Below are 14,280 nucleotides of genomic sequence, written 5' to 3'. Positions count from 1 at the left end.
CTGCGGCTTTATTCACTTTAAGTACGAGTGTAGAGATAAATCAATGTCGATTAATTATGAAGCTGTATTAACAGATTTACGTAGCCAAATTGGTGAAGATGCAGCCACTAACGATCCTGTGCGCCGCTTCGCTTGGTCTACTGACGCAAGTTATTTTCGTATCGTGCCAGAAATAGTGGTTCATGCAGATACACTAGAGCAAGCTAAACGCACGCTTGCCATCGCGCGCAACTACGGTGCTCCAGTCACATTCAGAGCCGCTGGCACCAGTCTTTCTGGGCAAGCGATTGGTGAAGGCATTCTCCTTATCTTAGGCCATGATGGTTTTAGAACGCTAGTCGTAAGCGACGACGCTAGCCAAATCACTTTAGGTACAGCCGTCATTGGTTCTGATGCAAACGCTGCATTGAAACCGCTAAATAAGAAAATAGGTCCAGATCCAGCCACCTTAGCATCAGCAATGATTGGTGGCATAGTGTCGAACAACGCCTCAGGTATGTGCTGTGGTACTGCGCAAAACAGTTATCAGACGATTGCCTCAGCCAAACTGCTGTTTGCCGATGGAACTGAACTTGACACTGGGTGTGAAACATCAAAAGCCGCCTTTGCGAAATCTCATCCAGAACTTATCAAGTCGTTGCTCGACTTGGTCGACATGACACTGAGTAATCAAACGCTGGCCGATAGAATTCGCAAGAAATTTTCAATCAAAAACACCACTGGCTATAGCCTTAATGCATTGGTCGACTTTAGCGATCCATTTGAGCTTATCAACCACCTTATCGTAGGCGCAGAAGGTACATTGGCCTTTGTTGAAGAAGTGACCTACAACACCGTTGACGAAGCGCTCTTTAAAGCCTCGGCCATGGCGGTATTTTTCAATATGGAAGATGCGGCAAAGTCCATCCCACCTTTAGTCGGCGACAGTGTTGCCGCGGCAGAATTACTCGATTGGGCATCAATCAAAGCCGTAACGGGTAAAACGGGGATGCCATTATGGTTATCAGAGCTTCCTGAAGGCGCTTCAATACTGCTGATTGAATCTCGCGCTAATGATAAAGACACTCTTGAAAGGCATACTCTAGACGTTATTGCTAAGCTAGCTCATATTGAAACTGAACGTCCGATTACTTTCAGCGACGACCCCGTCGTGTTTGGTCAATACTGGGCAATGCGCTCGGGACTCTTCCCCATTATTGGTGGTGAGCGTCCTAAAGGCACCTCGGTTATTATTGAAGATGTCGCCTTTGAGCTTGAACATCTTGCCGCTGCCGCTAACGATCTGACGGAGTTATTCCATAAGCATAACTACCCAGAAGGCGTTATTTATGGCCATGCTTTAGCGGGTAACTTCCACTTCATTATCACACCAACGTTCAACTCTCAGGCTGATATTGAGCGCTTCCAGGCATTTATGCAGGATGTCGCTGAGATGGTTATCAACAAGTACGATGGATCAATGAAAGCCGAGCACGGCACGGGACGTGCTGTAGCACCGTTTGTTGAGATGGAATGGGGCAGCGATGCTTACACCTTAATGAAGCGCATTAAGCAAATATTTGACCCTGAAGGCTTGTTAAACCCTGGGGTCATTCTGAACGACGACAATCTAGTTCACGTTAAGAACATTAAGCCATGCCCGGTAGTTGATGACTTCATCGACAAATGCATTGAATGTGGTTTCTGCGAAAAGACCTGCCCAACATCTGCGCTAACGATGTCACCACGCCAACGTATAGCGACACTGCGTGAAATTGAACGTCTAGAGCAATCAGGTAATAAGCAAGGCGCAAGCGAAATGCGTGCTGCAGCAAAATACGATGTAGTCGATACTTGCGCGGCTTGTCAGCTTTGTACCATTGCTTGCCCAGTAGACAATAGTATGGGGAATCTTGTGCGTAAGCTTAGAACCCCCTACATAACGACTACTGAACAAAAAGTACTCGATTTCCAAGCCAAGCACTTTGGCGCTGTGAACCAAGTTATCAGCACTGGATTCAGTGTCCTTGGCACCATTCATAAAATTACTGGTAGCGGCATCACTGGCGCCATTATGAAAGCGGGTCGAGTGGTGAGTAAAGAGGTCCCTTATTGGAATCCAGATTTCCCTAAAGGCGGTAAGTTACCTAAGCTTTCTGCGCCAATACCAGGACAAGAAACCGTCGTCTACTTCCCCGCTTGTGGTGGACGTACCTTTGGTCCAACACCGAAAGATCCTGACAATCGAACCTTGCCAGAGGTGGTGGTTACTTTACTTGAACGTGCAGGCTATAACGTCATTACTCCAGAGAAAACACGCGACTTATGTTGCGGTCAAATGTGGGAGTCTAAAGGTGATTTTAAGAATGCAGACGCAAAACGTAAAGAGTTAATTGAGGCCGTTTCTGCCATGACTCAAGGCGGTAAGCTGCCAGTCATTATTGATGCATTGTCTTGCACCTACCGTACCCTTGCAGGCGACACATCGTTAGCTGATAAGGTCGAGATTGTTGATATGGTTGATTTCATCCATGATAAATTACTCGAAAAGTTAACCATTAACCGCAAAAAACCCGCGGTAGCACTTCACTTAGGCTGTAGTGCTCGTAAGATGAAGATTGAACCTAAGATGGAAGCGATTGTAGATGCGTGTAGCAACAAAGTCATTCGCCCTGCTGGGATTACTTGCTGTGGTTATGCCGGTGAGAAAGGGCTTTATAAGCCTGAGATTAACGCCAGTGCACTGCGTAACATCAAAAAGCTTATTCCAGTTGATGTCAATGAAGGGTATTACGCTAACCGCATGTGTGAAGTGGGCTTAACCCAACATAGTGGTATGTCATATCGTCACCTTGCCTACCTGCTCGAAGAGTGTACGCGTTAGAACTCTGAAACGTGATGAACATTAACCGGCTAAATTGCCGTTTTAATCGAGTCCTTTTAATCGGCAGCTTTTAATCAGGCTATAGAAAGTTAGGGGCGATGTTTGCCCTTAATTCTTTTCACTTTCATCAAGTTGGAATTCACTGACTCCCAAAAATTCATTTTTAACAACTTTCCACTTTTAACAACTGCTCATTTTTAATTAGAGTTTTAACTCGATATTTCTTTAATATACAACCACCTAGCTTATTTTCATTTTTGCAAAAATACTCACTCTTATTTGCTAAATTAGCACTACTTTTTACAAGGTTATGGGCCTATATTGAACAGGTGATAAAAACCTAAAGCGAATACCGGGTCTATATTAAAGTCCGCTTCTTGCAGACTTTTTACGGCTCTAAATTGCTAACAATGTCTGCAAATAGAAGAGAAAGCAAAATGAAGATAGCACTTTTCATTCCGTGTCTAGTGAATCAGATGGTCCCAGAAGTCGGGATCGCAACACTTGAACTACTAGAGAAACTCGGTCATCAAGTCATCTTGCCTTCAGGTCAAACCTGCTGTGGTCAACCAATGACTAACTCAGGTTGTTTTAACGAAGCCAAGAAAACCACATTAAAACTACTCAATGCCTTTAAAGGTGTTGAATGCGATGCCATCGTCTGCCCTGCCGCCTCATGCTTAGTGGCTGCTAAAGAAAATTTCCACGAGTTCGACGATAGCCCAGAAGCACAAGCCGTGATTGCAAAGCTATATGAATTGACTGAGTTTTTACACGACGTCGCGCCGATCCCTGCTTTTAGTAAATCATTTCCACACAAAATTAGTCTTCAGATGAGTTGCCATGGTATTCGTATGCTTGATTTGGCCACCCCAAGCGAGCAAATGGGCCCCCGCAAGAACAAGTTTGAAGCCGTACTTGCCGCGATCCCTGAAATCGAAATTGTGTATCCAGATAAGCTAGATGAATGCTGTGGATTCGGGGGGACGTTTGCCGTTGATGAAGGCGCGGTATCAGCCAAAATGGGCAAAGATAAGGCGCAAGCGCACGCGGCAACCGGAGCCAAATATGCTGTTGGATTCGATCCATCTTGCCTCCTTCATATCGACGGTATGGTTAGACGCCAAAAATTGCCTATCGAAACACGCCACATCGCTCAAATTCTTAACGCAGTGCTATAGGAGCAGACATGTCGACTTCAAAATCTAACGTTCATGCCCATAAAGCGGAGATATTCTGCAAAGACGAATCTCGCGTTGATTGGCACTCTAAAGCATTGTGGACACTGCGCGAAAAGCGCGATCGTGCTGCCGGAAGCATTCCAGAATGGGAACAGTTACGTCAAATCGGCTCAGAGATGAAACTGCATACACTGACCCATTTGACAGAGTATTTAGAAGAGTTTGAACAAAACTGTATTAAGAATAATATAAAGGTGCACTGGGCTAAAGATGGCGCAGAACACAACCGTATTGTGCATGAGATCTTGGCCAAGCATCACGTAAAGAAGGTAGTCAAATCTAAATCGATGCTCACCGAAGAGTGCCACATGAATCCATATTTGGAAGAGCGTGGCATTGAAGTTATCGATACTGATTTAGGTGAACGTATTATTCAGCTAGCTGAAATGCCACCGTCACATATTGTGGTACCGGCTATCCATATGAAAAAAGAGGAAGTGGGTGATCTATTCCATGAGAAGCTCGGCACTAATGCTGGTGCCTCTGACCCACTTTACTTAACGCGTGCAGCTCGCCAACACCTACGTGAGAAATTTCTGTCTGCCGATGCCGCAATGACCGGCGTTAATATGGCGATTGCAGACCAAGGCGCCGTGGTGGTATGTACCAACGAAGGTAACGCTGATATGGGAGCTAACTTACCCAAATTGCAGTTACACTCTATGGGAATTGACAAGGTTGTACCCAACCTAGAGAGTGCCGCGGTAATACTGCGTACCTTAGCGAGAAACGCCACAGGTCAACCAATCACCACTTACAGCTCTTTCTATCGTGGTCCACAGGACGGCGGTGAAATGCATGTCATTATTGTCGATAATGGCCGTACTGATATGCTCAAAGATAAGATCCTCGCGGAAGCGCTAAAATGTATTCGCTGTGGTGGTTGTCTAAATACGTGTCCTGTTTATCGTCGTTCTGGTGGACACAGTTACAACTACACCATCCCAGGTCCTATCGGTATCGCTGTGGGTGCTCAGCATGATGATACTAACTCTATCGCGTGGGCATGTACCTTGTGTGGCAGCTGCTCCTATGTATGCCCAACAAAAGTGCCGTTAGACAAGATTATTCACCACCATCGAAGACTTAAAGCTGAAGCCGGTAAATTGCCTTACGGTAAATCCAATTACATGCCATTAGTCGGTAAGTTTATGGCCAGTGAAACCGCGCTCAACTGTTCAATGGGTATTGCCCGTATGGCGTTAAAAATACTCCCCGGCAGTTTACTAAAACCTTTCTCAGGCGCATGGGGCAAATATCGCGAGCTCCCAGTGGCACCGAACTCAAGCTTCGAAGCTTGGTTTAAGAAAAATAGAGGCTAATAACATGTCTAGCAAACAACATATTTTAAATGCATTAAAAAGTGCCGCTATGGCACCACACGCTATGCCGACTATTGATGTTGCACCACGTATTGACGATTTAGTTGGCCAGTTCGAAGCTAACTTAATAACGGTTGCAGGTACTCTTCATCGCGAAGGTGGCTTAGTTAATTTGCAAACCACTGTCGATGAGCACATTGCTCAAGGTATGCAAGTTATCTCTATGGTTGAGGGCATTAGTGGTAACCGTGAGGTCAGCGCTACGGCTCATGAACTAAGAGATATCGACTATGCGGTGATCCCTGGGGATTGTGGTGTAGCAGAAAATGGTGCTATCTGGGTAAATACCAAGAATCTGGGCCACCGGGTGACGCCGTTCATTTGTGAAAATCTATTGCTAGTGATAGAAGCTAAAAGCATTGTTGCCAATATGCATCAAGCCACTAGTTTAATGACATTAGCACCAGGGGAGTTTGGCACGTTTATCGCTGGACCTTCTAAAACGGCAGATATTGAGCAAGCACTGGTTGTGGGCGCGCATGGCGCCTGTAGTTTAAACGTGTATTTAACCTAGTCATACATAATGACACTGAGGTGCTCACTTTTGAGTCACCTCAGCTTTTTATACCGTTTAATAATGTAGTTTGTAATTACTGTATTTTATAATCTAACTGTACCGTCGAATTTGCAGCAACCGCTTTACCATCTACAAATTTAGGCGCATAACGCCATTTCTTTAATGCCTTAAGTGTGCTTTTATTAAAAGCTGAACCCCCTTTAGAATCCATAATAACCGGATCAACCACAAAACCCATTTCATTAACAGTAAAGCTGACTTGGCTCCAGCCCTCCTGTCTTCTTTTCAAGGATGACATAGGGTACTTAGGCGGCACTCTAAACAGCGGTGTTTGCTCCTGCTCTGTACTCCAAGGCTTCATACTGCCAATAGCAATACAATGCTGAGTGGACTTATCACTTTCGCCTTGGATTTCATAAATCTCAACTAACTTAGCATGTGCAGCCAATTCATACGGATGATCAAAGTCCAAAGCTTCAAACTGCTTAATCACATAGAGTAATGCTACCTCAGCGGCATCATAATGTTTCTCCGCATATTCAATCGAGCCAACGGTAAAAGCGGCTAAAACTCGTTTCATTGAATTTTCAGGAAGTACTTCTTTATAGCCTGCATAGGCCTCTATTGCGTAATCACGTACTTTACGGCTGTAATAGCGAGTGTTTTTTAGCACTTTAAAGTAGGCCATTTGGGTATCGGCTAGCAGCAATACGTCATCAGAATCTTCTGCAATATCCAATGCATCATCTAAATACTCACGAGCATCTTTTTTACTACTGGAGTCAGCTAATCCCATCAAAGGATCTATAAGTTCAACCGCTTCATCACCGTAGCTTTTGGTGTAGTTAACCAGTGCAACCTTATAAAGCTCAAATGCCTGCTGCTTGAGCTTCTTGGCCTTTGCGGCATTTTCTTCGGCATAAGTACTTTTCGGTACATTTAGGATTAATGCATCCGCAGCATTGAGGGCAAGCATGGCAATATCAAGGCTATCTGATGCAAACTTTTGTTTACCAAGTTGATAAGCCTTAAGCGCATAGGTCTCAATATCAGCACTGTTCTCTGCTGCCACTGCCTCATTGTAGGCCTTATAGGTATCGCCAAACTCTGAGGCTGATAGTGGGCTAGCGGCAAACATTGTCACGGATAATGCTGTGGCCAATATCGTTTTAGAGAATAATTTCATTTCTAACATCCTGTTTTATAAAACTTCATATCATAAACTTGCCATTGCTTAAAAAAGTCAGCAGCCTATCGATAATAACGATTCCTTTATAACACTCTACTTTTTTACCGCTTACTTTCACAGCTAATTATTAATAAGTTAATAAGTTAATCCCTGTTTAGCCCTCGCTAATCATAACGTCTACGCGGACGACTTTACCTTAAACTGTTGTACTCAGTGAAAATGTATATCAACAGTCCTCAAATAGACGTTTATTATCCGAGTCGCGAACAAACCGATAAGAGTGCACCTTCGATAAGCTCACGGTCTATTTTTGACATAGACAGCAACTCAATTCTCGAGTCCATCGCATCGTCAAGTTCAACGATAGATAACTCAGAGTCCACACTATTAAACCCAGCAATCCCCTCTTCGGTGATCATCACGGCTTTAAGACGAATAACCTCTAGGCTTTTAATTAAGTGCAATAACTTATCAAAATCAAATTCATAACTTAAATCGAATACCCAGCCACAACTGTAAAACCCATCAGCATGTTTGGTTTTACACATGATGCCTTGTCCGTCAAACTCAACATCTTGTGGTTTAGCTTCTTTAGAGAACAACGGGCTGTAATTAACATCTAAAAGCCGTGCTGGTTGCTGTATCACAAAAGATGAACCGTTTAATTGTTGTATTTCGCACTGATTAACTATCTGCTCATGTGGCTGATTGAGTCGTGCGATTATTGATGGCATTAACAACTCAACCTGCTTAGTACTCCAGGGTTCAATAGCACGGTGTTTCCACGCGTTGGTATAACTTGAGTTACTATTTGAGTCGCTATTAGAACCACGAGTAACAGCACCATTATTTACGGCCGTAATATAGTCAGATAATTGTTCTATAAGAGGTGTTTCATAACAATCGGCCTTACTCGCTAATACCAGATCCGCCACTTGTAACTGCTGATTAAAAATATCATGCTGAGTATATCGACTGTCGCTGAGCTTTCTTGCATCCACTAAAGTGATACATGTTTTCATCGCTAGCACTTGCTGATAATGAGCTTGAGTTAATACCTTAAGCACCTCTTGAGGGTGACCCAAACCAGTGGGTTCGATAAGTAATCTATCCGGTTTAGCTTTAGCGATTAACTGGTTAATAGCCACTTGCATCGGTAAACCTGCAGCACAGCACATACAGCCACCCGCCACCTCTTTAATTTGTATCTGCTCCGTTTCTCCGCCTAGCAGGCCAGCATCAATACCGACCTCGCCAAATTCATTGACCAACACAGCCCACACTTCATCTGCAGGCTTTTGGCTTAGCAGGCTCCTAATAAATGACGTTTTACCAACGCCAAGAAAGCCGGTAATGACGTTAGTAGGAATTATTTTTTGGATCATAAAAGTGGCTCATAAGCACTAGTTGCTCGAGATTCTAATCGGGATCTTGGGTCGATGTCACTGCTTAACCCATAAATAGTAATGCTAAATCCACACTGCTGATGATCAAATCCGGCATTATACGAGGCTAAAATATCGGCAAAATCTGTCACTTATGCTATTTTCAATAATGAGAAATAAGAATACTGCAGCTGGAGTACGACTCTTATATGTTGCGAAAACAGATGCTAAATAAACTGCTTTTTTGCGCCCTAGTACTCGCACCATTTGACCTTCTGGCTAATTGGTCTACTTTTGATACTCCAGAATTGACAGATAAGAGCAAGGCAATTTCGACCCAAGTCAATGCCCTACCCGAGCAACACCTCGCCGATAATCGCGATCAAAATCGCGCAACCAATATATTAATCAATACATTTGAACAGCAGCAATCTCATGCCAAGCAACTGAATCAACAGTTACGTCAGTTTCGAACCTCCAAAGACCCTAATGACTGGCCTGCAATTGAGCAAACCAAGTTATCGCTCGATAGCCTAAGCCAGAACAAAGCAAAACTATTAACCTACGTATCGGTCAATATTAATGAGCAGTTTACAGGTTTTGGCCCAGACGGCGTTAGGCAGCTTTTGCTCGAGGCACAAGTCACCGAAGCGATCATCAATTATCAGCTGATCTCCCAGTTTAGACATCTAGTCAGATTCACCACAGATCTAAAGGTCTCACCCTTTCCTTTATTAGTGCTTATTTTCAAACTCAGTTTAATCGGCATACTGTTATCTTGGTGGCTTAAAACAGCACCAAAACTCATTGTTTCTCAATTAAAAAACACTAAGAGAAAGCCACTATCTGGCGAGCCTATTAGCCACGTAATTTGGCGTTACCTCAATAAAGTACAAGCACCTTTAGCTTGGTTTACAGCCCTAAGCATTATGATTAACACCTTAATGACCTTGCCCGGCCTCGATAGTATTAACTATTTGAGTGTGGTCATTAATTGGAGTTTTGCGGCAGCCATTATCATTCGACTGCTCACTGAATTCACCTCACACCACAGCCATTACAACAATCAATCTGAGATAGTAGAGCTGCGCGTTAGTACCGTAAAACATTGGGTTTGGACACTAATGGCAGCCGGTATTATTCTTAAAGCAACCGAGATGAGTGTCTATCAAGGAACGATATACACTTGGGTCAAAACCTTAATGCTGCTGGTATTACTCATACTATTAATTAAAACATTAACCAATTGGCGTAGTGTGGTGTTTAAACAGTTAAGCCATTCTGACGAGCACCCCGCTTATATTGACTGGGCAATAAAAAGACAAGCCGTGACTCTTTTAGCCCCTATAGCTACGCTCATTGGCGTATATAGACTCTTTTCGCAGCGCCTATTTCAAGAACTCTTTAATAAGCTATCTAAGTACCAAACATTTAAGCATGCTATCGCCTATTTTTTTCGAGTTGAAGTGGCGAAGCAGAGCCAAGCTGATAAACAGAATGCCAATATGGTGCGAATAAAAGGTGAAGAGACTTTTTCCTACGTAAAGCCAGGGCACGAAGATAGCGAACTTATCGAAAATTACGCCAGCACTGAGCTCAATGAGATTGCTCGCTATGTACTTGCCCCCACTCCCGCCATGGCGCTAATTTATAGTGAGCGAGGCTTAGGCCTAACAACACTACTAAAAAGAGTAATCTACCGAGCAAACTCCGAAAATGCTATTTACATAAGCTGCCCTTATGGTGGTTATCAACCACTCGTGCAACAAATCAATACTGCACTGGGTTTAGCTAAAGACGCCGATGAGACTGAACTGCTGCAACTGCTAAGAAGTACAGAGAAACGATTTGTGTTCTGCATCGATGATTGCCAGCGAATTATTAGCCCTAAGGTCGGTGGCTTAATTGACTTAATGAAGCTATCTAAGTTATTACGTCGAGGCCGTAATCAACACGGTGTACTCCTAGGAGTAGAACAATCAGCTTGGCGCTTTGTTGACCGAGCAAGAGGGGAAAGGCTGTTGTTTGATAAAGTGGTAGCAATGCCCCGCTGGAGTGAAACTCAAATTGCAGCGCTATTAAGCAGCCGTATTGATATGGATGGCGAGCATGCGCTCAGCTTTGCTGGATTAAAACTGCCTAAGCAGTGGGATGAACACGAGCTAACAGAAAAGCAACGAGCAGAACAGGGGTTTTATCGTATTCTATGGGACTACTCAGACGGTAATCCAAGTGTTGCATTGCGCTTTTTTAGACAATCTCTGCACCAAGATAAGATCAGTGGTGAAGTCTTTGTGAGGATCTTTAAAGCACCCGATGCCAAGGAGCTTGAGAATATGCCAAAACCTATGTTGGCAGTGCTGCGAGCGATAGTCCAGCTAGAGGTAGCGTCAGCGGAAGAGCTGTCCGCTTGTACCCAGCTAGGTTTTGCAGAAGTGCTAAATACCCTGCGCTATTTTCAAAATCGGGGCTTTATCGAGCTAATTGACGATAAAGCCAAAATATCCTCACATTGGTTTAGGTACATCACAAATACACTGCATAACCAACACTTGCTGGTAAAGTAGATGATGCTAAAACGATACTCAAAGCTGCTTCTGCTGACGCTATTCATAAGCTTTCAACCATTAGCAGAAGATCTATCGCCCAATCTGGATAGCCTAACTGACATTGCCAGTCTTATTCGATGGAGCGGTGTTTTCATTTCAGGATTAGTGCTTTTTGTTGCTTGGTTGATGTTGAAATTCACCCAGAACATTGTCAACTCAATAAGTAGTCAATTTGCACAAAGGCGTATGTTAGCGCAAAAGCTACAGTCATTTTTCCAGTTTTTTGTCTACATGACCGCTGGGATCTCGGTGTTCATGCTCAGCTTTAGAGTCGATGACAGAGTACTCACGCTTATTGGCGGCACACTAGCAGTGTCAGTCGGCTTTGCGATGAAAGACCTCGCAGCCTCCTTTATTGCAGGGTTAACCGTAATGATAGACAGGCCATTTCAAGTCGGTGATAGAGTCACGTTTGAGGGACATTATGGCGATATCATCACGATTGGGCTTCGCTCGGTCAGAATGTGCACCTTAACTGATGACATTATTACCATTCCTAACAGTAAGTTTCTAAGCGATGTGGTGGTCAGTGGTAACTATGGCGCATTAGACATGCAAGTGGTTATCCCCTTCTATGTCGCGCTGGATCAAGACTTGTCACTCGCGACCGACATCATCAGAGAAGCCGCTGCATCGAGTCGCTATATCCACTTACCTAAACCGATTGTCGTTTTGGTCAAACAAGATATTAGTGACAGTTACTTTGCTATCAAACTGACACTAAAAGCCTACGTTCTCGACACTAAATACGAAAAGCTGTTTGAAACTGATATTACACTTAAAGTGATGCAAGAATTTAAAAAACAACAGATTTGCCCTCCCACTATTATGCAGAGCACTAAGCTCTCTCGCTAACCTTGCATAGCGCTATACTTTACTGTCACTAACATTCTCGATGAATAAGTGTTTCGAGTTGAGTACAAAACTGATTAAAACGCTAAATACTGATGACTCTATTCAACACCGGCCTTTTTGATAAAATGCTCATCGATATAGTGACACCACAAATCAGAGCTTATTTCCGGCAACCACTCATCTCCTCGTACGCCTAACTTAAACTCCACCACAGAACGCCACTCAAGCGAGCCTAAATCTGGCCCATGGCCATTGTCATCGCCTGTTAATATCTGCATTTCAACTTTTTTAAACCAAGTTAGATCACAGTCTTGTGCTTGCTGTAGTTGCGAAACTTGGCTCAATTGCGGCTCGCTCGTTGAGCTGCAACCACAAAACAACAATATAGCGCTCCCTATAGCCATTGCTAAACGCACACTCATTATCATCTCCATCCACACATTAACAAAACAGCATTATGATCTGAGCCATGAGTAAAAGAAACTGTGATCCACACGTTCCAATCCCACCGGCTCATCGCACAGCCCTCTCATGGCCACCAATACGGAGCCCAACATCACACACTCAAGTGCAACATTAACAACCAAACCCAGTTACCAACAAACAACAAAAGCTCATTAAAACAACACTTAAACACCAAGTTAACCGAGATTCATTTTCATCAAATCTACAGCTGTATAGAATACCTGCGAAGCTCAAAAAATTGAGCGTTTTATAATAACTATTATTGATGGGTCAAAACATGAAATTACTAAAAACAGCAGCTGCCGCTGCAATTACTGTCGCACTGCTAGCTGGATGTAGCGATGAAACCAACAACTACTATCCAACAGATCCAACTCCAGACACAACGAATGTTCGTATAGCTACTTATAACTTATCTTTCGACAGAAATACCTACGCCGATCTCGTTACCGAAATGAAGCTCACTCAAACTGAGCAACAAGACTTAATGGACAAATGGTTTGATGGTTCACTAACCGATGCTGAAAAAGCGGTCGCTGAGAAAGTGATTCAAATTCGTAACATCGCTGCCATTATCCAAACTGAACGTCCAGCTGTACTGTTAATGGCTGAATTCAACAACGATGGCACCGGTGAAGATCAACAAGCCATTCAAGGTTTTCGTTTAAACTACCTTGCAGTACCACAGAATGCGTTAGGGTCTACTTCCGACGACGTCACATTACTTGAGCCAATCCAATTTGGTTACGCTGAGAGCTTTGCCACTAATACAGGTTTACTCAGTGATTTCGATTTAGACCGTAACGGCAGCGTTGCCCTACCTGGCGATGCTTGGGGCTTTGGTTTCTACCACGGTCAATATGCATTCGGTCTATTATCACAATACCCAATTGATACTGACAACGTACGTACTTTCCAAAACTTTAAGTGGAAAGATATGCCAGGTGGAGCAAACCCAACAATCACCAATTGTGAAGATGCTAATAACCCAATTCCAGCCGGCATGGCATGTGGTGACGAGTGGTACAGTAAAGAAGCATGGGCAGCAAAGCCATTGTCTTCTAAAAACCACGTTGATGCCCCTATCATCATCCCAACTGAAAATGGCGACAAAGTGGTTCACTTATTGTTATCACACCCAACACCGCCTATTTTCGATACCATAACCGAAAATAATAAGCTGCTTAACCGCGCTGAAATTAAATTCTGGGATGACTACATCTCTGGTGAAGGCAGCTACATCTATGATGATGCTGGCAACAAAGGTGGCATTACTGCTGATGCATCATTCGTTATTTTAGGCGACTTAAATGCCGATCCAGAAAGTGGTGACGGTTATTTAGATAGCATCAAAGGCTTAATATACAGTGACCAAGTTAACCAGTTAGCAACTCATGGTGTTTATGCACCAACGAGTTTAGGCGGCCCTGAATGTTTAGCCACTGGCGAATGTCGCGCTGAAAACTGGGGCACTAAGTACCCAGACATGGTGACCAGTACCTCAGGACTACGTTTAGACCACGTCATTCCATCAAGTGACTTAAATGTGACTGACTCAGGTGTATTCTGGCCAGCGACTTTTGAAGATGGTCGCCTAATGATGAACGACGCTCGTGTTGGCAAGTATGGCGGCGGCGGAAAGTCAGTCTCTTCAGATCACCGTTTAGTATGGATCAACGTTGAACTGTAATTAACGATGAATAAAGATGATAAGCGCAGTTAAACATCACTGCGCTTTATCGTTAAAGTTAAAAGTCAGACATAAAAAAAGTGA

10 protein-coding genes are annotated in these 14,280 nt (G+C 43.6%); 7 read left to right on the top strand and 3 right to left on the bottom strand.

The window, feature by feature from the left end; genetic code table 11:
• Positions 1–43: 43 nt before the first annotated feature.
• The 4 genes from CXF83_RS07685 to CXF83_RS07670 all read left to right on the top strand — a co-directional run bounded on the left by CXF83_RS07685 (position 44) and on the right by CXF83_RS07670 (position 6,000).
• Positions 44–2,863: an FAD-binding and (Fe-S)-binding domain-containing protein gene (locus CXF83_RS07685; RefSeq protein WP_101092650.1), complete on the top strand. Its 2,820-nt coding sequence runs from the start codon at positions 44–46 to the stop codon at positions 2,861–2,863.
• Between the two features lie 437 nt (positions 2,864–3,300).
• The gene (locus CXF83_RS07680; protein ID WP_101092649.1) at positions 3,301–4,044 is read left to right on the top strand and encodes a (Fe-S)-binding protein; all 744 of its coding nucleotides are present in this window, start codon (positions 3,301–3,303) and stop codon (positions 4,042–4,044) included.
• A gap of 8 nt (positions 4,045–4,052) precedes the next feature.
• Positions 4,053–5,426, top strand: coding sequence for a lactate utilization protein B (locus CXF83_RS07675; RefSeq protein WP_101092648.1), 1,374 nt, complete (start codon positions 4,053–4,055; stop codon positions 5,424–5,426).
• A gap of 4 nt (positions 5,427–5,430) precedes the next feature.
• On the top strand, positions 5,431–6,000 hold the full coding sequence (locus CXF83_RS07670; RefSeq protein WP_101092647.1) for a LutC/YkgG family protein: 570 nt from the start codon (positions 5,431–5,433) through the stop codon (positions 5,998–6,000).
• Positions 6,001–6,076: 76 nt separating this feature from the next.
• On the opposite strand, the gene CXF83_RS07665 is transcribed toward CXF83_RS07670, so the two are convergent.
• Together CXF83_RS07665 and CXF83_RS07660 are read right to left on the bottom strand one after the other, a co-directional pair.
• Positions 6,077–7,189, bottom strand: coding sequence for an energy transducer TonB (locus CXF83_RS07665; RefSeq protein ID WP_232775068.1), 1,113 nt, complete (start codon positions 7,187–7,189; stop codon positions 6,077–6,079).
• Positions 7,190–7,443: 254 nt separating this feature from the next.
• Positions 7,444–8,577: a CobW family GTP-binding protein gene (locus tag CXF83_RS07660; RefSeq protein ID WP_101092645.1), complete on the bottom strand. Its 1,134-nt coding sequence runs from the start codon at positions 8,575–8,577 to the stop codon at positions 7,444–7,446.
• 224 nt (positions 8,578–8,801) lie between these two features.
• On the opposite strand from CXF83_RS07660, the gene CXF83_RS07655 reads away from it, so the two are divergent.
• Positions 8,802–11,144, top strand: a complete 2,343-nt coding sequence (locus tag CXF83_RS07655; RefSeq protein WP_145991672.1) for an ATP-binding protein — start codon at positions 8,802–8,804, stop codon at positions 11,142–11,144.
• Positions 11,145–12,041: a mechanosensitive ion channel family protein gene (locus CXF83_RS07650; protein WP_198553526.1), complete on the top strand. Its 897-nt coding sequence runs from the start codon at positions 11,145–11,147 to the stop codon at positions 12,039–12,041.
• A 98-nt stretch (positions 12,042–12,139) separates the two neighbouring features.
• On the opposite strand, the gene CXF83_RS07645 is transcribed toward CXF83_RS07650, so the two are convergent.
• A complete protein-coding gene (locus CXF83_RS07645; protein ID WP_232775067.1) occupies positions 12,140–12,463 on the bottom strand; it encodes a hypothetical protein in 324 nt (107 codons plus the stop codon).
• Positions 12,464–12,783: 320 nt separating this feature from the next.
• On the opposite strand from CXF83_RS07645, the gene CXF83_RS07640 reads away from it, so the two are divergent.
• Entirely contained in the window at positions 12,784–14,196 is a 1,413-nt protein-coding gene (locus CXF83_RS07640; RefSeq protein WP_101092642.1) for an endonuclease/exonuclease/phosphatase family protein, read from the top strand.
• The last annotated feature ends 84 nt before the right edge of the window (positions 14,197–14,280 follow it).

Origin of the sequence: Shewanella sp. Choline-02u-19, assembly GCF_002836205.1 — a bacterium.
Classification (GTDB): domain Bacteria; phylum Pseudomonadota; class Gammaproteobacteria; order Enterobacterales; family Shewanellaceae; genus Shewanella.
The sequence above is the reverse complement of the archived record's forward strand: the minus strand, read 5'-3'. Positions and strand labels throughout refer to the sequence as shown.